Raw genomic sequence first — 20,781 nt, 5'->3', positions numbered from 1 at the left:
GACCCTCGCCTCAGCTCAGGCCTTCCTCTACGCCGCCGCCATCATGATCCTCGTCCGAAGGCTGGGCCGAGCGTCATGACTTATCGGACGGACTCTAAGTGAATTTGTCCTACATCCGGATGCCTCACAGGCGGAACCGGACCGGGTCCGCCCGGTCGCCCCCGAGGGTGCAGGCGGCGTGGATCAGGGCGAGATGGCTCAGGCCCTGGGGCGTGTTGCCGAGGCCGTCCCCCGTCACCGGGTCGACCATCTCACTCAGGATGCCGACGCCGGGCGGCAGGGCCCCCAGGACGGCCGCGAAGGCGGCTTCGGCCTCGTCCTGGCGCCCGAGTTCGGCCAGGGCCTCCGCCACCCAGAACGAGCACGCGAGGAACGCCCCCTCCTCCCGCTCCGCCCCGGAGTAGCGGTAGAGGAACGGGCCATGCCCGAGTTCCGCCCGCACGGCGTCGAGGGTGGCCGACAGCCGGTCGCGCCCGTCGAAGCCGAAGCGCACGGCCAGAGCGATGGAGGCGTCGAGGCGCTCGGTTCCGGGATAGAACGTGTAGGCGCCCCGCGTCTCCGACCAGCAATGCGCCTCGACCCAGGCGGCGATGCGGTCGCGCTCGCGCTTCCAGCGCGGCACGCAGGTCGAGGGGAGGTGCCCGGCCTCGGCGAGCTCGACGGCGCGCGCCAGCCCCTGCCAGGCGCTGATCTTCGACATGGTGTAGTGCTGCGGCTCGTGCAGTTCCCAGATGCCCGCATCCTTCTGCCGCCAGCGATCGGCGCTCTGGTCGGCGAGCCCGGACAGAACCATGGCGCTGCGCTGGTCGAGGATGTTGCCGTCGGCGACGAACAGGGCCGCCGTCTCGAAGATGTCGCCGTAGATCCCGTGCTGGTGCTGGAGCGCGGCGCCGTTGCCGACCCGTACCGGACGGGAGCCGCGATAGCCGGGCAGGTCGAGGGTCTGTTCCTCGGGGCCGACATCTCCGCACAGGGTGTAGAGAACCTGCGGGCCGTGCCGGTCGAGGCGGTTCATCAGCCACGAGAACGCCGCCTTGGCCTCCGGCATCGCGCCCACCCGCAGGAAGGCGTTCACCGCGTAGCCGGCATCGCGGATCCAGGCGTAGCGGTAATCGTAGTTCTTCGGGCCGCCGATGCGCTCGGGCAGCGAGGTGGTGGCCGCCGCCGCGATGGCGCCGCTCGGCGAGTACAGCAGCAGCTTGAGCGCGAGCGCGCTGCGCCGGACCGCGTCGCGGTACGGACCCGCATAGCGCAGGCTCTCGGCCCAGGCCCGCCAGGCACCGTCGCTGATGTCGATGCGCCGGTCGATCTCGTCCATCGCCGGCACGCCCAGGGGCTCGTCCTCGCCGGCGAGCAGCGCCACCGTGGCGCGCTCGCCCGCCGTCAGGGTCACGGTCGCCGCGATGGTGCGGTCCGCCTCCTCGGTGATCGTGACGTTGTCGCTGCACCGGAACAGGCCGAGGACCGGGCCGACATGGAACACGCAGCCGTTGGGGGTCGGCTGCAGCCAGGGCGAGGCGGTGTCGCCGCGGGTGCCGAACACCGCGCGGATGCGGAAGGTCATCGTGCCTGAGAGCACCTCGATGCGGCGGGCGAGCTCGCACCAGGGCAGGCGTCCGGCCGTGGAACTGTTGAGCGACTCGGTGAGCCGCGCCCGGCCCGTGTCGGAGGCGAACATCGTCTCCAGTACGTTGCTGTCCTGGCGGTAATGCCGTGCGACGCGGGTCGCGCCCTCGGGAGTGATCTGGAAGTAGCCCCCGGCCTCCGGGTCGAGCAGGCTGTCGAACAGCGGCGGCGAGTCCATCTCGGGCACGCACCACCATGCGACGGTCCCGTCCGGCGCCACGAGGACCACGGACCGGCCGTCGCCGAGGGCGGCGTAGTCCTGGATCGGAACCTCAGCGCCGGAACTCCGCCCTGATTCATCCGCGCGGTCCGGGTCGCCGCTCGTTCCCTTGTGCATGGTCGAATCGCGTTCCAGAGTCATCATCGGGGTCTGCGGGGGGCGGTCAGTTCTTCGGGACTTTGTCCTTGCCCTTGCCCGGGTTCGAGGTGTTGACGAGCGCCGGTGATTTCTGGGCGCGCAAGGTCTCTTCCTGTGCCTTCGTATCGATGCGCTTGGTGCGGGTGAACGGTTCGAGGGCCACGGGGCCGCCGGTCTTCAGGGCCTGGACGATGCCCTCCAGCACGCGCACGTCGGCGTAGCCCTCCTCGCCGTCCGGCTCCGGCTCGCGATCCTCGAGGATGCAGTCGGAGAAGTACTTCAGCTCCCCGCCGAAATGGTCGGTGTTCTTGAAGCTTGCGTGGCTCTTCGATTCGCCGAGAGTCACGGTGTGTTCCAGGGGCTTGCCGTACATGTAGGCGGGATTGACCTCGACGCTGCCCTTCGTGCCGACCACCGCGTAGGTGTCGAGGGTGTTGCCGTAATAGGACAGGACGAATTGTGCGAGGCGGTTGCCGGGAAAGCGCAGGGTGACCGCCACGGTGTCGTCGAAATCGCCCAAGCCCGCATCCGGGTGCCGGACGCCCACTGCCGAGACCACCTCCGTCGGCTCGTCGCCGAAGACGTAGCGGGCTGCGTTCACGGGATACGGCCCCATGTCGAAGATCGGGCCGGCCTCGACGCCGTTCCGGGCCCGGTGGTTCTCCGGCGAGACCATCTGGGTGAAGGTCGAGGAGAAGGTAAGGAGGTCGCCGAGCTTGCCGGAGCGGATGAGATCGATGGTCGCCAGGGTGGCGGGCTCGAAATGCAGGCGGTACGCCACCATCAGCTTGGCCGGCGAGGTCTCGGCGACGTTGAGGATCGCGCGGCACTTCTCCGTCGACACTTCCAGGGGCTTCTCGGCGAGCACATGGATACCGGCTTTGAGGGCCGGGATCGCAAACTCCGCATGGCGCCAGTTCGGCGTCGCGAGGTAGATCGCGTCGATGGTCCCAGAGGCGAGGAGCTCGTCGAACTGGTCGTACGTGTAGGAAGCGGTGACGCCGTACTGCTTGCCGACGCCGGACGCCTTTTCGGGGTCGCCGGTGACGAAGGCCACCACCTCGGAATTGCCCGTGTGGGCCACGCCGGGCAGCATGGCTTCCTGGGTGATGTCACCAAGAGCGACGAAGGCGTAGCGGACCTTTTTGCCGGAGGTCAGACCGAGGGCCGAGGCGATGCTCATGCGGGTCTCCAAACGAGAGCGAGCGAAGCGTGGGGATCGAGCCGGGCGGGGCGTCGCACCCGGGCCGCTGGGGGCGGCGCACGGGCAGTCAACGGGGGCCCTCCTTGATCGTTGCGGGGGGATACGATCCGCCTCAGGTGGCGATCCGTCCGGCCGGACCCGACGAGCGCGGCGGCCGTAGCGACGCCGCGATCCGATACGCCCGTCGCGATCGCAGGCGTTGATGCCCCACATCGTCCGTGTACTCAGTTTGTTCCGAATGATATCGTGGGAGCCGATGCCGGTCGGCGTTTCCGCCCGTCCAGCCCGCCACCGGCCGGACTTGCACGGCCGGTGGCGGCACCTTGTCTCGGACACCCGACGCCCGACATGCGGGTGGCCGGCGGATGCGAAGCCTGTCGAACCGACCCGAAGCGTGAAGAGATTCCATGGCCAAAGCCAAAGCCAGAGCCGCCGCCCGGCAAGCGGAAGTCGAGAAGGTCGAGGCCGACATCGAGAAGCTGTTCGACGGCGCCCGGGACGCCCGCGTGATTTCCGTGCGCGGCGCGCGTGAGCACAACCTGAAGAACATCGACCTGACGATCCCGCGCGACCGGCTCGTGGTGTTCACCGGGCTGTCGGGCTCGGGCAAGTCGTCGCTCGCCTTCGACACCATCTACGCCGAGGGCCAGCGCCGCTACGTCGAGTCGCTCTCGGCCTATGCCCGCCAGTTCCTCGAAATGATGGGCAAGCCCGACGTCGACCAGATCGACGGGCTCTCGCCGGCGATCTCCATCGAACAGAAGACCACTTCGAAGAACCCGCGCTCCACCGTCGGTACCGTCACCGAGATCTACGATTACATGCGCCTGCTGTGGGCGCGGGTCGGCATTCCGTACTCGCCCGCCACCGGCCTGCCCATCGAGAGCCAGACCGTGAGCCAGATGGTCGACCGGGTGCTCGCCCTGCCGGAGAAGAGCCGGCTCTACCTGCTCGCGCCCGTGGTGCGCGGCCGCAAGGGCGAGTACCGCAAGGAGATCGCCGAGTTCCAGAAGAAGGGGTTTCAGCGCCTGCGCGTCGACGGCGAGTACTGCGCCATCGACGACGTGCCGGCCCTCGACAAGAAGGTGAAGCACGACATCGACGTGGTGGTGGACCGCATCGTCGTGCGGGCCGACATCGCCGCGCGCCTCGCCGATTCCTTCGAGACCGCCCTCGATCTCGCCGACGGCATCGCGCTGATCGAATTTGCCGACACCCCCGAGGGCGAGGCCGCGCGCGAGCCCATCACCTTCTCGTCGCGGTTCGCCTGTCCGGTCTCGGGCTTCACCATCGCGGAGATCGAGCCGCGGCTGTTCTCGTTCAACAACCCGTTCGGCGCCTGCCCCACCTGCGGCGGCATCGGCCACGAGATGCGCATCGACCCCGAACTCGTGATCTCGGACGCCAAGCTCAGCCTCAAGCGCGGCGCCGTCGGCCCGTGGGCGAAATCGACCTCGCCCTATTACGGCCAGACCCTGGATGCCCTGGCCCGGCACTACAAGTTCAAGACCACCGTGCCGTGGGCCGAGCTGCCCGAGACGGCGCGCACGGTGATCCTGCAGGGCACCGGCCGGGACTCCGTGCGTTTCGCCTACGACGACGGCATGCGCGCCTACGAGGTCAACAAGCCGTTCGAGGGCGTGATCCCGAACCTGGAGCGGCGCTACAAGGAGACGGAGAGCGACACCGCCCGCGAGGAGATCGCCCGGTTCATGAGCGCCACCCCGTGCGCCACCTGCACCGGCAAGCGCCTCAAGATCGAGGCGCTGTGCGTGAAGATCGCCATGGAGGACATCGGCGCGATCACGTCGCTCTCCGTGCGCGACGCGCACAGGTGGTTCTCCGAGCTCCCGGAAAAACTCACGGACAAGCAGAACGAGATCGCCTTCCGCATCCTCAAGGAGATCCGCGACCGGCTCACCTTCCTCATCGATGTCGGCCTCGACTACCTCACCCTGGGGCGGGGCTCGGGCTCCCTGTCGGGCGGCGAGAGCCAGCGTATCCGGCTCGCCTCCCAGATCGGCTCCGGGCTGACGGGCGTGCTCTACGTGCTGGACGAGCCCTCCATCGGCCTGCACCAGCGCGACAACGAGCGTCTGCTCGGCACCCTCAAGCGCCTGCGCGATCTCGGCAACTCGGTCATCGTCGTCGAGCACGACGAGGACGCGATCCTGCAGGCCGATTACGTGGTGGATGTCGGCCCCGGGGCCGGCATCCATGGCGGGCGGATCATCGCGCAGGGCACGCCCGCGGAGGTGCTGAAGAACCCCGCCTCGCTGACCGCCAAGTACCTCACCGGCGAGATGAGCGTGCGGGTGCCCACCGCCCGGAGGAAGCCGAAGAAGGGCAAGCTCAGCCTCGTGGGCGCGCGGGGCAACAACCTCAAGAACGTCTCGGTGGATATCCCGCTGGGCACCTTCACCTGCGTCTCGGGGGTCTCGGGCGGCGGCAAGTCGACCCTCATCATCGATACGCTCTACAAGTCCGTGGCGAAGACCCTGAACGGCGCGCACGAGCACCCGGCCCCGTTCGAGCGCCTCGACGGCCTGGAGAACCTCGACAAGGTCATCGATATCGACCAGTCGCCCATCGGGCGGACCCCGCGCTCGAACCCGGCCACGTACACGGGCGCGTTCACGCCGATCCGCGACTGGTTCGCCGGCCTGCCCGAGGCCAAGGCGCGGGGCTACCAGGCCGGGCGCTTCTCCTTCAACGTCAAGGGCGGGCGCTGCGAGGCCTGCTCCGGCGACGGCGTCATCAAGATCGAGATGCACTTCCTGCCCGACGTCTACGTCACCTGCGACGTGTGCAAGGGTCGCCGCTACGACCGCGAGACCCTGGAGGTGAAGTACCGCGACCGCTCCATCGCGGACGTCCTCGACATGACCGTCGAGGAGGCCGCCGACCTGTTCAAGGCGGTGCCGACAATCCGGGAGAAGATGGAGACCCTGGCCCGCGTCGGGCTCGGCTACGTCAAGGTCGGCCAGCAGGCCACCACCCTGTCGGGCGGGGAGGCCCAGCGGGTGAAGCTGTCGAAGGAGCTGTCGAAGCGGGCCACCGGCCGGACCCTCTACATCCTCGACGAGCCGACCACCGGGTTGCACTTCCACGACGTCGCCAAGCTCATGGAGGTGCTCCACGAGCTCGTCGACCAGGGCAACACCGTGGTGGTGATCGAGCACAACCTCGAAGTCATCAAGACCGCCGACTGGGTCATCGACATGGGCCCCGAGGGCGGCGACGGCGGCGGCGTGGTCGTGGCCGAGGGGACTCCCGAGCAGATCGCCCAAGCGAAGAAGAGCCATACCGGGCGCTTCCTGCGCGACGTCCTCGCTCGCCGGCCGCCCGCGCCCGTCGTCGCCAAAGGCCGCAAGGCCGCCGTTTAGGGATCGGGCGGCCCTCCGAACCGGCCCTCGGACGCGGATCGGTGGCGCTTCGGGGTGATTCGCGGGGCCGCCAAGGCTTTTTGGCCATTCGGGGCGGCCCCGCATCGCGGGAGCGGTCGAAGGCCCCCGGCGCCAAAGGTTAACGCTTGCGCAATCGCCGGAGGCGTCTTTCCGGTTTTGCCCGGTCCGTGCGGGGGCGACAAATGCTTGCACCGTCAGCGATATCGTTCCGGTTCGTCCGAACGGACCCGTGTGCGCCGCGCCATAATGGTTAACGAACCGCGCTGTTGCACCGCGGCAAGATTGCGGCTTTTGCGCAACGGTCAGTTTGGAACTGCCCCGTTTCAGTGCAACGCGCTGTCCTTCCGGGCCAAGCTGTAGAATAGTTCCCCTCGTTGAGACACGAATTCGGGCCGCAAGGGGGGCCTTCCAAACCAACGGGAACACGCTGCTCCAAAGCAGCGGACCGGCAGAATGGTGCGGAAGGCTACGCGGCGCCCGCCTGAAATCCTTGGGAAGGACAGACACATGATGAAGAACTGGCTCGCCGCCGGAGCGGTGGCGCTTTCGGTCGGCATGTCCGCCACCGCCGCCTTCGCCCAGACGACCACGGTTCCCGGTGAGCAGGTCGGCCTCGCCACCGGCGCCCCGCTGCCCGAGGGCATCTACGCCCTCAACACCTTCGTCTACCGCAGCAACGAGAACACCGGCCCCGGTGCCGTCGACGTCGGCGTCAACGTGCCCGTGCTCGTCTGGTCGACCCCGTTCGTGCCGTTCGGCGGCCGCGTCGAGCTCCTCGTCGCTCCCCCGACCGTGTTCGCCTTCGGCAAGAACAGCGGTCCCCAGGGCGCCCGTGATCTGTCCATCAACGTCGGCACCTTCGTCGGCGGCATCTGGGCCTTCGATCTCGGCAACAACTTCGGCGTCAGCTTGCTCGGCGGTGTCTACCTCAACGAGCTCAATGCCGGTCGCGGCGTCCTCGTCAACAACTCCGGCAACTTCGCCGGTGCGCCGGTTCTCGGCCAGCTCGCCTCGAACACCTACCGCATGGGCGTCGCCGCCAGCTACACCGGCGATGGCTACAACCTGACCGCCAACCTGACCGCCAACATCTACGACTCGCCGGCCTCGTTCGGCGGCGCCAACACGGTGGGCTTCGGCAACACCCGCGGTCCCTTCAACATCTCCGATTCGCTCAACCTCGACCTGACCGCGACCAAGAAGTTCGGTAAGTTCGAGATCGGCGCCATCGGTTACGGCACCTACAACTTCGACATCAGCCCCTTCAGCCTCGCTGCCGGCAACCGCGGCAACTTCTCGGTCGGCGGTCTCATCGGCTACGACTTCGGACCCGTCACCGCCCAGGCCTACGTCGCCACCACGGTCGCCAACGCCGTGCGCCGCGCCGACACGGTCGAAGGCTGGTTCCGCCTGATCGTTCCGCTGTACTCGCCCACCGCCGTCGCCGCCGCTCCGGTGTCGCCGATCATCCGCAAGTACTGATCCGACAAGGACTGATCGCGGACCTACGGGTCCGCGGGTCCCCGGACACAACACGCCGTTCCTCCCCCGGGAGGGACGGTTTTTCGTTTTTGGCGCCCTCGGCGCTGGCGTCGACCGCCGGAGGCTCACGCGAAACTCGGGTCACCGCGGGGGGCCGTCAGCCACTCCTTAAGTCTCCTGGTCGAAGGTGTCCGCTCGAACGACGCGAGACCCGACCGATGCAAGCCAGCGAGACCGGCCCGATGGGACCCGACGGGTCCGCCCGGGCGTCATGTCCGGAGCGCGGATTGCCCGGCCGCGGCCTGACGCAGGTGGCGCTGTTCTCCGGCACCCTGATGCTGGCGGCTTTCCTGCTGTTCAGCCTGCAGCCGATCTTCACCAAGCGGATCCTGCCCGTCCTCGGCGGCACGCCGGGGGTGTGGTCCGTCGCCATGGTGTTCTTCCAGGCCCTGCTGCTCGCGGGCTACGCCTACGCCCACGCCCTGACCCGGTGGCTGCCGTTCCGGATCGCCGCGACCGTGCACGGCCTCGTGCTGCTCGGGGGCGCCGCGTTCCTGCCCATCGGGATCGCCGCCGGATACGGGAGCGTCGGCACGGGCGACGAGGCCCTGTGGCTGGTCGGCCTCTTCCTCGCCTCCGTCGGCGCGCCGTTCTTCGCCCTCTCGGCGAGCGCGCCCCTGCTCCAGGCCTGGTTCGCCCGCTCGGACGACCCCGCGGCGGCGGACCCGTACTTTCTCTACCGGGCCTCGAACCTCGGATCGTTCGCGGCCCTCCTCGCCTATCCCCTCGCCATCGAGCCGATGCTGGGCCTCGCCGAGCAGACGCGGCTGTGGTCGGTCGGCTACGGCCTCGGGGCCTGCGCACTGGCGGCCTGCGCCCTCTCGGTGATGCGGGCGGCGCGAAGGCCGGTTCGCGCGGAGGAGGCCGAGGCCGAGCCCATCGGCCCGTCCCGGCGCTTGGCCTGGATCGGCCTCTCGGCCGTGCCGTCGGGCCTGCTCGTCGCGGTCACGGCCCACATCACCACCGATGTGGCGGCGATCCCCCTCATGTGGGTCATCCCGCTGGCCCTCTACCTCCTGACCTTCGTCATCACCTTCCGGCCCCTCGCCACCTGGCCGGAGCGCCCCCTCGCCGTCCTGCTGACGGCCGGGACGGCCGTGGTCCTCGGCGTCGCCGTCATCGGGCGCCTGCCGTTCCTGATCGATCTGCCCTTGAGCCTCGGGCTCGGCTTCGTCGCGAGCCTCGTCGCCCACCGGGCCGTCTACGGGCTGCGGCCGTCCGCACGACGCCTGACCGAGTTCTACCTGTTCACGTCGCTCGGCGGCATGCTCGGGGGCCTGTTCGCGGCGCTCATCGCCCCGCGGCTGTTCCCGACGGTGGCGGAATATCCGCTGCTCCTCGTCGCGGCCCTGGCCTGCCGCCCCGGCACCTTCGCGGGCCTGCGCCGCGTGCGCCCCGACCTGCGGCACCGGCTGCGCCCGGCCCTGCTCGCCGGCGCGGTCGTCGGAATCGTCGGGGTGCTGGGATGGTGCGTCCCGGGCCTCGCGCCCCACCTGGCGATGATCGTGCTGATGGCCGGGCTTCTGGTGAGCTGGCGCGCGCCGCGGCGGGTCGTCGGCTTTGCCGCGCTGCTCTGCGCCCTCGGCCTGGCGATGCCGCACCTCGTCGCCCGGGACTACGAGAGCCGGCGCAGCTTCTTCGGGGTCCATCGCATCGAGACCGATGCGTCGGGCCGCTTCCGCCTGCTCACGCACGGCACCACGCTGCACGGCGCCATCCGCATCCGCGCGGACGATGGCGGGCCCGCCCTCGGGCGGCCCGAATCCACCACCTACTACGCGCCCGGCAACGCCATCGCGGATGTCCTCGCGGTCGGACGCGCGGCGCATGGGCCCCTGCCGGCGGTGGCCGTGGTCGGCCTCGGCGCCGGCAGCCTCGCCTGCCAGTCCGAGCCCGGGGAAGCCTGGACGTTCTACGAGATCGATCCCGTGGTCATCCGCCTCGCCACCGACCCCGCCCGGTTCCGCTTCCTCTCGGACTGCACGCCCTCGGCCCGGATCGTCCAGGGCGACGCCCGCCTGACCCTCGCCGCCGAGACCAGCCCGGTGCGCGTGCTCATCGTCGACGCGTTCTCGTCCGACGCGATCCCCATGCACCTGCTCACGGGTGAGGCCCTGGCGCTCTACCGAAGCCGTCTCGATGCGCAGGGCGTCCTCGCGCTCCACATCTCCAACCGCCATTTCGACCTGCGGCCGGCCCTGGCGCGCGCCGCCGCCGAGCAGGGCCTGACCCTCCTCCAGCGCCTCGACCGGCTCGACGAGCCCGTCGACGCCCGCTACCGCGCGCCTGCCCTCGTGGTCATCGCCACCCGCGATCCGGTGGTCGAACGGGAAGCCGTGCGGCTGGGCTGGACGCCCGTCGCCCCCGACATGACGCGCCGGCCCTGGACCGACGACTACGCCAACGTCCTCGAAGCGTTCTTCGACAAGCTCGGGTACACGAAGGCCGCGCCGCTGCGGGATTGATGCCGGCGGCGCGGGGTGCGTGAGCCGGGCCGCTAACCGACCCGGTTGAGCCGGCGCGCGCCGGCGAAGCGGTTGAGGAAGCGCGGCTCCTTCTCGGGGGCGATGCGGAAGGCGAGGTGCATGGTGCCGCCCTCTTCCTCGCGCCGGTCCAGAACCTCGCCGTTCTCGTAGAGCCAGTGCAGGGACGCCCCGTCCTCGGGCGGCAGCACCACCGCGAAGGTGGAGCGCTGGCGCGCGATGCGGGCCTCGATCCGGCTGGTGAGCGCCGTGAGCCCCTCCCCCGTGAGGGCCGAGACGAGGATCGGCGCGTCGCTGTCCCGGTCCGTGCGCCCCTGCGCGCTGAGGTTGAGTAGGCGCGTGCGCTCGGCCGGATCCAGGAGGTCGGCCTTGTTCCAGACCTCGATGATCCGGGTGGCGGAGGTCTCGATCCCGAGTTCGCGCAGGACCGCGCCGACATCCTCGGCCTGGGCCTCGCTGTCGCCGTGCGACACGTCACGGACGTGGAGCAGGATGTCGGCCTCGATCACGTCCTCCAACGTGGCCCGGAAAGCCGCGATGAGGGAGGTCGGCAGCTCGGAGATGAAACCCACCGTGTCGGACAGGATCACCGTCTCGCCATGCGGCAGCTTGGTCGCGCGGGCCGTCGGGTCGAGGGTGGCGAACAGCATGTCCTGCGCCATGACCTGCGCCTTGGTGAGGGCGTTGAAGAGGGTCGACTTGCCGGCATTGGTGTAGCCGACGAGGGCAACGATGGGATACGGCACCCGTGCCCGGCCCTGCCGGTGGAGCCCGCGGGTGCGGGTGACGCCGTCGAGTTCGCGCTCGATCTTCGTCATCCGCTCCTGAATCATGCGGCGGTCGGCTTCGATCTGGGTTTCGCCGGGGCCGCCGAGGAAGCCGAAGCCGCCGCGCTGGCGCTCCAGGTGGGTCCAGGACCGCACGAGGCGGCTGCGCTGGTAGGCCAGATGCGCGTGCTCGACCTGCAGCGTGCCCTCGCGCGTCGAGGCGCGGCGCCCGAAGATCTCGAGGATGAGGCCAGTGCGGTCGATGACCTTGCAGCCGAACTCCTTCTCGAGGTTGCGCTGCTGGACCGGGGAGAGAGCGCAATCCATCACCACGAGGCCGATCTCGCGCGCCTTGATCACGCCGGCGAGCTCCTCGACCCGGCCCTTGCCGAGATAGGTCGAGGGCCGGATTCGCTGCACTGGCGCGAAGATCGCCTCGACCACGTCGAGCTCGATGGCGGCGGCGAGGCCCGAGGCTTCGTCGAGGCGCGCCTCGTTGGAGCGCAGCATCTCGGTGTTGTGGACGCCCCCGACACTGCGCTGCGCGACCCGGCCGAGATACGGCCCGACCACGAGGGTGTGGGTCGCGGCCGCGATATCGCCCTCTGGGGCGGCCATCGCCTGGAGCCGGGCTTCGCCGGGCGTCATGATTTCCGTCATGGGTTGCGCGTCAGACCCTGTCCTGTGATCTCAGGACATTGGGCGCGCGGACACGCCAGACAAGGGCGCAGTGTGCTAATCCGGGGAAACGGGGCCTTCGACTCTCCGCGGATCAAGCGAACCCCCTTCCATCGGAGGTGATCGAAGCAATCGCGGGCCACACCGCCGTCGTTCCGGGGCGCGCGCTGAGCCAACCCGGACGGCCGCGCCGGAGGCGTCCAATCCAGATCTGCCGATTGCGGGAAAACTCGGCGGACCCTGTGTTTCTGGATCCCGGGTTCCGCTGCGCGGCCCCGGGATGACACGGCGCAGGAGACGCCCGTTTCCTCAAGCGTCCCCGCAATCGCTCAGGCCAGCGCCTTCTCCGTCGGGGCGGTCTCGTCCGGCTCGAACAATTGCACGGGGTGGCCCGGCATGATGGTCGAGATCGCGTGCTTGTAAACGAGCTGGGAATGGCCGTCGCGCCGCAGCAGGACGCAGAAATTGTCGAACCACGTCACCACGCCCTGAAGCTTGACGCCGTTGACGAGGAAGATGGTGAGCGGGATCTTGTTCTTACGAACGTGGTTCAGGAACGTGTCCTGCAGGTTTTGAGCGCGTTCGCCCGCCATTGTTCTTATCCTTGATCAAACTGCCGCCCGCCGCGAATGACGGGTTCTCATCAGTCGGGTGCGGGGTGTTCGGAGCGACGACTTGATCCGGTGCCCCCCGCAGGCACCATTACACGTGCATCGGCGCAGCGATGCAAGTCCGGCTCGGAGAGTCCGGCTCCGAAAGTCAGGCTCGGCAAGCCCGTGTTGGCAAGCCCGTCTTGGCAAGCCCGTCTGCCGGCCATGCGCCCGGCATCGTCCGTGCCGCGCCTCAGGGGCCGATGCCGAGGGACTTCAGTTTCCTGTGCAGGGCCGAACGCTCCATGCCGATGAACTCGGCCGTGCGCGAGATGTTGCCCGAGAATCGGGCGATCTGCGCCACGAGGTACTCGCGCTCGAAGATCTCGCGGGCTTCCCGGAGCGCGAGGCTCATGAGCTTCTCGCCACCCGAGCCGTTGGGCGTCGTTGGCACCAGGGCGCCGATCTCGGTCGGGAGCATCTCGGAGGTGACCTCCTGCTCCGGGTCGGTGTGGGTGAGGATCATCAGGCGTTCGACGTTGTTGCGCAGCTGACGGACGTTGCCGGGCCAGTCGTGCGATTGCAGCACCGCCATGGCGTCGTCGGCGATGCGCCGGCGCGGCAGGCCGGTGGCGCCCGAGATCTGCTCCATGAAGAACGCGATCAGCTCGGGCACGTCCTCGCGGCGCTCGGACAGGGCCGGCACCCGGATCGGCACCACGGAGAGCCGGTGGAACAGGTCCTCGCGGAAGCGGCCGGCGGCGATCTCCTCGGCGAGATCGCGCGACGACGACGAGATGATGCGGACATCGACGTGCACCCGGGTGGTGCCGCCGACGCGCTGGAAGTTCTGGTCGACGAGGACCCGCAGGATGCGGTTCTGGGTCTCGCGCGGCATGTCGGCGACTTCGTCGATGTAGAGGGAGCCGCCATGGGCCTCCTCCAGGGCGCCGACCCGGCGCGCCCGCCCCTCCCCCGCCTCGACGCCGAACAGCTCGGCCTCCATGGTGTCGGGGGTGATGGTGGCGGCGTTGATCACCACGAACGGGCCGTTGGCGCGCGTCGACGTGGCGTGCAGGGTGCGGGCCGAGAGCTCCTTGCCGGAGCCCGGCGCCCCGAGGATCATCACCCGGGCGTTGGTGGGCGCCACGCGCTCCACGGTCTGGCGCAACTGGTTGCACACCACGGAGGCACCGACGAGGCGGCTCGCCTGCCCCGAGCGGGTCTTGAGGTCGCGCACCTCGCGCTTGAGGCGGGACGCCTCCAGGGCGCGCTCGGCGACGAGGATGAGCCGGTCCGCCTTGAACGGCTTCTCGATGAAGTCGTAGGCGCCCGCCTTGATGGCCGCCACGGCGGTCTCGATGTTGCCGTGGCCCGAGATCATCACCACGGGCAGATCGGGGTGGCCCGCCTTGATCTGATCCAACACCTGCAGCCCGTCGAGGCGCGAGCCCTGGAGCCAGATGTCGAGGAAGACGAGGTGGGGCCGGCGCGATTCGATGGCCGCCAGGGCCTCGTCGGAGCCGCCGGCCGTGCGGGTGCGGTGGCCCTCGTCGTCGAGGATGCCGGCGACGAGGTCGCGGATGTCGGCCTCGTCGTCGACGATCAGGATATCGGCGCTCATGACTGCATCTCCGCGATTGGGGGGGCCGTCCGCGCGGCGCCCTTCTCATCCTGCGCGGAGGGTTGGCCCTCCGGCGTCGTCTGCCCCGGGGGGGCCTTCTCCTGCGGAACTTGCGGCACGCGCATCCGCACGCGTCCGCCCCGTCCCTCGGGGTTGTCGTTGAGTTCGATCCCGCCGCCGTGCTCTTCCAGCACCTTGCTGACGATGGCGAGGCCGAGTCCCGTCCCGCCCTCGCGGGTGGTCATATAGGGCTCGAGCAGGCGCTGGCGCCCCTCGGCGGGAAATCCCTTGCCGTTGTCGGTGACCTCGATCACGGCGAAGCCCTCCTCGAGGATGAGGCGCACGTCGACTTTCCCCTTGCCCAGATCGGCCTCCGGCACCGCCTGTACCGCCTCGACGGCGTTCTTGAGGATGTTGGTGATGGCCTGGGACAAAAGCCGGATGTCGAAGGCCGCGAGCACCCGCTCGGTTCCGGCCTCCGAGAAGCCGAACTCCATGTCCGGATGGGCCACGCGCATCATGAACAGGTTCTGGCGGGTGATCTCGCTGAGATCGTTCTGGGCGATGGCCGGCTTCGGCATCCGGGCGAAGGACGAGAACTCGTCGACCATGCGTTTGATCTCGTCGACCTGGCGGATGATCGTCGCCGTGCACTGGTCGAACACGTCCTTGTCCGCGACGATCACTTTTCCGTATTTGCGCCGGATGCGCTCGGCCGAGAGCTGGATCGGCGTCAGCGGGTTCTTGATCTCGTGGGCGATGCGGCGGGCCACATCGGCCCAGGCCGAGGTGCGCTGGGCCGAGACGAGGTCGGTGATGTCGTCGAGCGTTACCACGAAACCGCGGGCGCCCCCTTGCGCCTGCTCGCTGGTGACCCGGACCGTCACCGTGCGCTCGCGCCCGTCGCGGGTGAGCTGGATCTGCTGCTGAAGGGCGCGCTGACGGCCCTCGCCGCCCTCGGGGAACAGCGGCGCCAGCTCGGGCACGGCCTGGATCAGGGGCTGGCCCACGATGGCGTCCGCCGTCAGCCCGAGGGTGCGCTCCACGGAGGGGTTGGCGATGGTGACGCGTCCCCCCGCATCGACGCCGATGACGCCCGGCGAGACGCCCGACAGCACGGCCTCGGTGAAGCGCCGGCGCCGGTCGATGAGGTCGCTCGCCGCCATCAACCCGTCGTGCTGGCGCCTGAGCTCCTGCGTCATCTTGTTGAAGCTCTCGGACAGGTGCGCGAGGTCGCCGTCGCTCTTCCGGGCCGGGACCTGGGCGTAGAAGTTGCCCGACGCGACCTGATCGGCGGCGTTGATGAGCCGACGGATGGGCGCCACGAAGCGGTTGGCGAAGTTCAACCCGAACCATACCGCCGACAGCAGGGCGATGAGGGCGATGAGCACGAAGACGGAGGCGAAGCTGATCTGGATCGAGCGCTTCAGGGAATCGTAGGTGAGGTACTCGGCCGCCGCCGCCCGCGACACGCCGGGGAACTCGACGGCGAGCTGGCTGACCTCGCGCTGCACCAGCAGCACGGCGCCGTCATAGGCGGTCATCCGAAACAGGGCGGCGAAGATCCGGCCCTCGCTCGGCACGAGGCAGATGGGGTCGGTGGATTTCGCCGCGCCCTCGAAGGCGGCGGCCGAGGGCAGACGCCGGTCCTTCAAGGGATCGATCTGCGCGCGCGCCACCACGGAATCGGGGCCGCGCATGATCTCGGCCACCGGCAGGCCCAGGGCCGTGGCGCGGGTGGTGAGGAAGCTCTCGAACCACTGCCGGTTCACGTCGAAGTTCGGCCGTGCCCGGGTGAGGTCGTCGGCGAGAATCCGGATCTCGCGGGCGAGGCTCTGGCACTGGTTCTCCTGATAGGCGTCCGCCACCTCGACGGATTTCAGCACCACGTCGCGGACCCGGTCGGTGAAGCCCAGCGACAGGCCCCGGTCGATGGTCACGGCCGCCACCACGGCGAGCAGCACGGTGGGCAGGATGGCGATGAGGGAGAACAGGCCGACGATGCGGGTGTGGAGCCGGGCCACCGCCGCGTTGGTGCGGCGCGCGTGCAGGAAGACCCGCGCCTCCCAGGCGATGATGACGATGAGACCGAGCACGAGGACGACGTTGATGCCGAGCAGCGTCAGCCCGACGGTGGGCGTCGGCGTCACCCGGATCACCCCGGCCAGGATCAGGAAGGTGGCGATGGCCGAGACGAGGGCGGTGACCACCACCAGGGCCCCGACCCAGCCGGGTCCGCGCGGCGGCGGCTTCAACGGAGCCGCATCGGAATCCGGCGGCGCACCGGCCGTGCCGGACGCCTCCCCAGAACCCTTCGATGCCTTGAAACGCCGCAGCCACGCCATGCGTGATGCATCGCCACAACAGTGTGGCGAAATTAATACGGATTGGGCAGGAAGACCTTCGGAAGGGCGGCGCTTGGATCGCCGATGGATGTCTCCGGCGGGATCCCCGGCGAGGCACGAACCCTGCCTTGCGCCCCGCCATCGACCCGTGACCAAAATTCATTATCCTCGCGCCATCCCAGTCAAGAGACCCCCATGCCCGACACACCCGTCTTCGCGACCGCCGCCGTGGCCGCGCCCCATCGGCTCGCCGCCCGCGCCGGCCAGCACGTCCTGGCGCAGGGCGGCAACGCCATCGAGGCCATGGCGGCCATGGCGGCGACCATCGCGGTGGTCTACCCGCATATGAACGGGATCGGCGGCGACGGGTTCTGGCTGGTCCGCGAGCGCGGCGGCCGGGTGCGCGGCATCGAAGCCTGCGGCCCGGCCGGCGCGCTGGCCACGATTCCCCGCTACCGCGGCAAGGGCTACGACGTGCTGCCGTCGCGCGGCGCCGACGCGGCCCTGACCGTGGCGGGTGCCATCGGCGGCTGGAGGCTCGCCCTCGATCTCGCCAAGGCGCTGGGCGGGCGCCTGCCCTTGGAGACCCTCCTGGCCGACGCCATCGGGCATGCCCGCGACGGCGTCGCCGTCTCGCCCTCGGAGGCGCGCTACGTGCCGAAGGAGATCGACACCCTCCACGACCAGCCGAATTTCTCCAAAACCTTCCTCGACGACGGCAAGCCGTATGCGGCCGGTGCGATCCGGCGCCTGCCGGGCCTCGCCGACACCCTGGCGCAGCTCGCCCATGCGGGCCTCGACGATTTCTACCGGGGCGATCTCGGCCGCGAGATCGCCGCCGACCTCGCCGATCTCGGGTCGCCCGTGACCCGGGCCGATCTCGAAGCCTACGCGCCGCGCGAGCGCCAGGCCCTCAGCCTGCGCCGGCGCGACGCCACCCTCTACAACTTCCCGCCCCCGACCCAAGGCATCGCCGCCCTGCTGATCCTCGGGATCTTCGACCGCCTCGGCGTCACCCGGCCCGAGACGACGGCGCATTATCACGGGCTCATCGAGGCGACGAAGCGCGCCTTCGCCATCCGTGACCGCATCGTCACGGATTTCGACCGCCTCAGCGTCGATCCCGCGCGCTTCCTCGACCCCGCCCGCCTCGACCGCGAGGCCGCCGCCATCGACATGCGCCGCGCCGCCACCCTGCCCCTGCGCAATCCCGGCGAGGGCGACACCGTGTGGATGGGGGCGATCGATAGGGACGGCCTCGCCGTCTCCTACATCCAGTCGATCTACTGGGAGTACGGCTCCGGCGTGGTGCTGCCGAAGACCGGCATCCACTGGCAGAACCGCGGCACGTCGTTCTCCCTCGACCCCAACGCCGTCAATCCCCTGGAGCCGGGCCGGCGCCCGTTCCACACCCTGATCCCGGCGCTTGCCGCCTTCGACGACGGCCGGGTGATGGCCTACGGTTCCATGGGGGGCGACGGCCAGCCCCAGTTCCAGGCTCAGATCTTCGCCCGCTACGCCGATTACGGCATGAGCCCGGCCGCCGCGGTGGACGCGCCGCGCCTGCTCTACGGCCGGACCTGGGGAGCGGAATCCCTCACCGTCAAGGTCGAGGACCGGTTCGACCCCGCCTGCATCGCCGCCCTCGGCGCCATGGGGCACACGGTGGAGGAACTCGGCGGCGCCTACATCGATTCGCTGGGCCATGCCGGCATGCTGATCCGTCACCCCGGCAACGGCCGCATCGAGGCGGTGCACGATCCGCGCTCGGACGGCGGGTCCGAAGGGCTGTAGAAGCCGGCCCGGCGCGTTTCGCGCGCCAGAGCATCAGGCACAGAGCGGTTCAGACTCCATGGCGGCATCCGACCAGACCCAGAGCGATTATTGGAACGGCGACGCGGGCGCCCGCTGGGCCCGCCATCAGGCGACCTTCGATCGGGTGTTCGCGCCGCTGACCGAACGCCTGTTCGCGGGCGCCGCCCTGCGCCCCGGAGACGCCGTGCTCGATGTCGGGTGCGGTGCCGGTGCCACCGCCCTGCGGGCCGCCGACATCGTCGGTCCGTCCGGCCGCGTCACCGCCGCCGACGTCTCGGCGCCCCTCCTCGCCGTCACCGCGCGCCGGGCCGCATCCCGGCCGCCCGGCGGCGCCCCCATCGCCCTGGTGGAGGCCGATGCGCAGACGCACGCCTTCGCGGACGCGGCGTTCACGCACCTGATCTCGCGCTTCGGGATCATGTTCTTCGACGACTCGATCGCCGCCTTCGCCAACCTCCACCGCGCCCTGCGGCCGGAGGGCCGGCTGACGATGCTGTGCTGGCGAGCCCAAGCCGAGAACGCCTGGATCGACCACCCGTTCGGCCTCGTCCGCGCCCTGGTGCCGGAGCCGGAGCCGACGCCCTTCGACGCCGCCGGCCCGTTCCGGTTCGCCGATCCGGCCCGGCTGCCCGGCATCCTGGCCGCCGCCGGGTTCCGCGACATCGCCCTCATGCCCGTGGACGAGCCCCTCGTGCTCGGTCACTCCGAGGCCGGCGACCCCCGGGAAGCGGCCGAGGCGGCGGCGAACTTCGCCCTCGACCTCGGCCCGGCTTCCCGCCTCGTCCGCGATCAGACCCCCGAGATCCGCAGCCGCGCCCACGCGATCGTCCTGCGCGACTTCGCGGAGAGGGTCTCGAACGGAGCCCTGCGGCTCGGAGCGGCGTGCTGGCTGGTCACGGCCGTGCGTTAACGCCGAACGACCAGACGACACCGGACATCCTGGCACGGCGTATGCTTCGGGCGCTCCGCCTCAGGAGTGAATTATGGATACGATCGTCTCCCGCCAGCGCTGGCTGCAACTCGGCCTCGGCCTCGTCGCCATGATGGCGATCTCCAGTCCCCAGTATGTCTGGACCCTCTTCACCAAGCCGCTGATGGCGACCACCGGCGCGACGCTGGCCGCCATCCAGGTCACCTTCACCATCGTCATCGTCCTGCAGACGTTCTTCTCGCCCGTGCAGGGCTACCTCATCGACCGGTTCAGCCCGAAGGTGATGATCGCGCTGGGCGCCGCGCTCTCGGGCCTCGGCTGGGTGCTCGCCGCCCGGATCGACAGCCTGTGGGGCCTCTACGCCACCTACGGCCTGTTCTGCGGTCTCGGTACCGGCATCGTCTATGTCGGCATCGTCGGCCTGATGGTGAAATGGTTTCCCGACCGGCGGGGCTTCGCCGTCGGCGTGGTTGCGGCCGGCTACGGCATGGGCGCCCTGCTCACCACCTTCCCCATCACCAACATGATGGCGGCCTCGGGCTACCGCGAGACCCTGAACACCTTCGGCATCGTGCTCGGCATCGTCGGCGTGCTGGCGGCCCTCGGCCTGCGCGCCCCGCGCCCCGGCGAGGCCCTGCCGGCGCCGGCCCGCAACCTCTCGACCTGCACCCACGACACGGCGCCGAAGGAGATGCTGCGCACGCCGCTGTTCTGGTTGATGTTCGTGATGATGACGATGATGTCCACGGGCGGCCTGATGGTGGTGGCGCAGTTCGCCTCCTTCGCCCGCGACTTCGGGGTCGCCGACGCCATCGTGTTCGGCTTTGCCGCCCTGCCCTTCGCCCTGACGTTCGACCGGATCACCAACGGCCTCACCCGCCCGTTCTTCGGCTGGGTCTCGGACCGGATCGGCCGGGAGAAGACCATGGCCATCGCGTTCGCGGCCGAGGCCGTCGCCATCGCGCTGATGCTGGTGTTCCGCGAGAACGCCTACGCGTTCGCCCTGCTGTCGGGCGTCGTGTTCTTCGCCTGGGGCGAGATCTTCTCCCTGTTCCCGTCGCTCCTCACCGACACCTTCGGCACCAAGCACGCCACCACGAATTACGGCTTCCTGTACATGGCGCAGGGCGTGGGCTCGCTGTTGGGCGGCCCCGTCGCGGCGATGATCTACGCCGCGCAAGGGTCGTGGATCCCGGTGTTCGGCATCGCCATCGGCCTCGACCTCCTCACCGCCGCCCTCGCCTGGTTCGTCCTGCGTCCCATGCGGCGCGAGTGGCTCGGGCTCGGCGGCGCGCCCGTGGCCGTGGGCAAGCCCGCCCTGGCGTGAGCCCGCGGGCAGTCGCGGAACGAGAACGAAAGACGGCGGGGCCCCGAGCCCCGCCGTTCTTCGTTTCCCATCGCCCCGGGGCGT

General features: G+C 69.8%; 12 protein-coding genes. 6 read left to right on the top strand and 6 right to left on the bottom strand.

What is annotated here, in order from left to right:
* Window positions 1–124 precede the first annotated feature (124 nt).
* Window positions 125–1,987: a glycoside hydrolase family 15 protein gene (locus tag ASF27_RS11210; protein ID WP_244480985.1), complete on the bottom strand. Its 1,863-nt coding sequence runs from the start codon at window positions 1,985–1,987 to the stop codon at window positions 125–127.
* A 22-nt stretch (window positions 1,988–2,009) separates the two neighbouring features.
* Window positions 2,010–3,167 (bottom strand): Gfo/Idh/MocA family oxidoreductase, encoded by a 1,158-nt coding sequence (locus tag ASF27_RS11205; protein ID WP_056360130.1) that lies wholly within the window; start codon window positions 3,165–3,167, stop codon window positions 2,010–2,012.
* Between the two features lie 428 nt (window positions 3,168–3,595).
* On the opposite strand from ASF27_RS11205, the gene uvrA reads away from it, so the two are divergent.
* The 3 genes from uvrA to ASF27_RS11190 all read left to right on the top strand — a co-directional run bounded on the left by uvrA (window position 3,596) and on the right by ASF27_RS11190 (window position 10,602).
* Window positions 3,596–6,574, top strand: coding sequence for an excinuclease ABC subunit UvrA (gene uvrA / locus ASF27_RS11200; RefSeq protein WP_056360128.1), 2,979 nt, complete (start codon window positions 3,596–3,598; stop codon window positions 6,572–6,574).
* A gap of 528 nt (window positions 6,575–7,102) precedes the next feature.
* On the top strand, window positions 7,103–8,077 hold the full coding sequence (locus ASF27_RS11195) for a transporter (RefSeq protein WP_056268324.1): 975 nt from the start codon (window positions 7,103–7,105) through the stop codon (window positions 8,075–8,077).
* Between the two features lie 287 nt (window positions 8,078–8,364).
* Window positions 8,365–10,602, top strand: coding sequence for a fused MFS/spermidine synthase (locus tag ASF27_RS11190; protein WP_056360125.1), 2,238 nt, complete (start codon window positions 8,365–8,367; stop codon window positions 10,600–10,602).
* 32 nt (window positions 10,603–10,634) lie between these two features.
* On the opposite strand, the gene hflX is transcribed toward ASF27_RS11190, so the two are convergent.
* The 4 genes from hflX to ASF27_RS11170 all read right to left on the bottom strand — a co-directional run bounded on the left by hflX (window position 10,635) and on the right by ASF27_RS11170 (window position 16,624).
* Window positions 10,635–12,047: a GTPase HflX gene (gene hflX, locus ASF27_RS11185; RefSeq protein WP_056360120.1), complete on the bottom strand. Its 1,413-nt coding sequence runs from the start codon at window positions 12,045–12,047 to the stop codon at window positions 10,635–10,637.
* A 347-nt stretch (window positions 12,048–12,394) separates the two neighbouring features.
* Complete coding sequence (gene hfq, locus ASF27_RS11180) at window positions 12,395–12,658, bottom strand: RNA chaperone Hfq (protein ID WP_056174614.1); 264 nt, start codon at window positions 12,656–12,658, stop codon at window positions 12,395–12,397.
* 250 nt (window positions 12,659–12,908) lie between these two features.
* Window positions 12,909–14,279, bottom strand: coding sequence for a sigma-54 dependent transcriptional regulator (locus ASF27_RS11175; RefSeq protein ID WP_056268340.1), 1,371 nt, complete (start codon window positions 14,277–14,279; stop codon window positions 12,909–12,911).
* Window positions 14,276–16,624, bottom strand: a complete 2,349-nt coding sequence (locus ASF27_RS11170; protein ID WP_056360117.1) for a PAS domain-containing sensor histidine kinase — start codon at window positions 16,622–16,624, stop codon at window positions 14,276–14,278. The genes ASF27_RS11175 and ASF27_RS11170 overlap by 4 nt, the downstream gene beginning before the upstream one ends.
* A 195-nt stretch (window positions 16,625–16,819) precedes the next feature.
* On the opposite strand from ASF27_RS11170, the gene ASF27_RS11165 reads away from it, so the two are divergent.
* From ASF27_RS11165 to oxlT, 3 genes are all read left to right on the top strand, one after another.
* Window positions 16,820–18,418 carry a gamma-glutamyltransferase family protein gene (locus ASF27_RS11165; RefSeq protein WP_056174607.1) on the top strand — a complete coding sequence of 533 codons (1,599 nt, stop codon included), beginning with the start codon at window positions 16,820–16,822 and terminating at the stop codon, window positions 18,416–18,418.
* Between the two features lie 58 nt (window positions 18,419–18,476).
* Complete coding sequence (locus tag ASF27_RS11160; protein ID WP_056174604.1) at window positions 18,477–19,349, top strand: class I SAM-dependent methyltransferase; 873 nt, start codon at window positions 18,477–18,479, stop codon at window positions 19,347–19,349.
* Window positions 19,350–19,422: 73 nt separating this feature from the next.
* The gene (gene oxlT / locus ASF27_RS11155) at window positions 19,423–20,697 is read left to right on the top strand and encodes an oxalate/formate MFS antiporter (RefSeq protein ID WP_056360115.1); all 1,275 of its coding nucleotides are present in this window, start codon (window positions 19,423–19,425) and stop codon (window positions 20,695–20,697) included.
* Window positions 20,698–20,781: the final 84 nt, after the last annotated feature.

The organism is Methylobacterium sp. Leaf102, from assembly GCF_001422425.1.
Taxonomy (GTDB): Bacteria; Pseudomonadota; Alphaproteobacteria; order Rhizobiales; family Beijerinckiaceae; genus Methylobacterium.
Note: the sequence above shows the minus strand (reverse complement) of the source record. Positions and strands in the feature narration are given on the sequence as shown.

What these genes read in the sequence shown, in the direction of transcription:
- ASF27_RS11195 (WP_056268324.1), top strand. Translation starts at nt 7,103, where the DNA reads ATGATGAAGAACTGGCTCGCCGCCGGAGCGGTGGCGCTTTCGGTCGGC.
- ASF27_RS11205 (WP_056360130.1), bottom strand. Translation starts at nt 3,167, where the DNA reads ATGAGCATCGCCTCGGCCCTCGGTCTGACCTCCGGCAAAAAGGTCCGC.
- ASF27_RS11165 (WP_056174607.1), top strand. Translation starts at nt 16,820, where the DNA reads ATGCCCGACACACCCGTCTTCGCGACCGCCGCCGTGGCCGCGCCCCAT.
- hfq (WP_056174614.1), bottom strand. Translation starts at nt 12,658, where the DNA reads ATGGCGGGCGAACGCGCTCAAAACCTGCAGGACACGTTCCTGAACCAC.
- ASF27_RS11210 (WP_244480985.1), bottom strand. Translation starts at nt 1,987, where the DNA reads ATGACTCTGGAACGCGATTCGACCATGCACAAGGGAACGAGCGGCGAC.
- hflX (WP_056360120.1), bottom strand. Translation starts at nt 12,047, where the DNA reads ATGACGGAAATCATGACGCCCGGCGAAGCCCGGCTCCAGGCGATGGCC.
- uvrA (WP_056360128.1), top strand. Translation starts at nt 3,596, where the DNA reads ATGGCCAAAGCCAAAGCCAGAGCCGCCGCCCGGCAAGCGGAAGTCGAG.
- ASF27_RS11160 (WP_056174604.1), top strand. Translation starts at nt 18,477, where the DNA reads ATGGCGGCATCCGACCAGACCCAGAGCGATTATTGGAACGGCGACGCG.
- ASF27_RS11170 (WP_056360117.1), bottom strand. Translation starts at nt 16,624, where the DNA reads ATGGCGTGGCTGCGGCGTTTCAAGGCATCGAAGGGTTCTGGGGAGGCG.
- oxlT (WP_056360115.1), top strand. Translation starts at nt 19,423, where the DNA reads ATGGATACGATCGTCTCCCGCCAGCGCTGGCTGCAACTCGGCCTCGGC.
- ASF27_RS11175 (WP_056268340.1), bottom strand. Translation starts at nt 14,279, where the DNA reads ATGAGCGCCGATATCCTGATCGTCGACGACGAGGCCGACATCCGCGAC.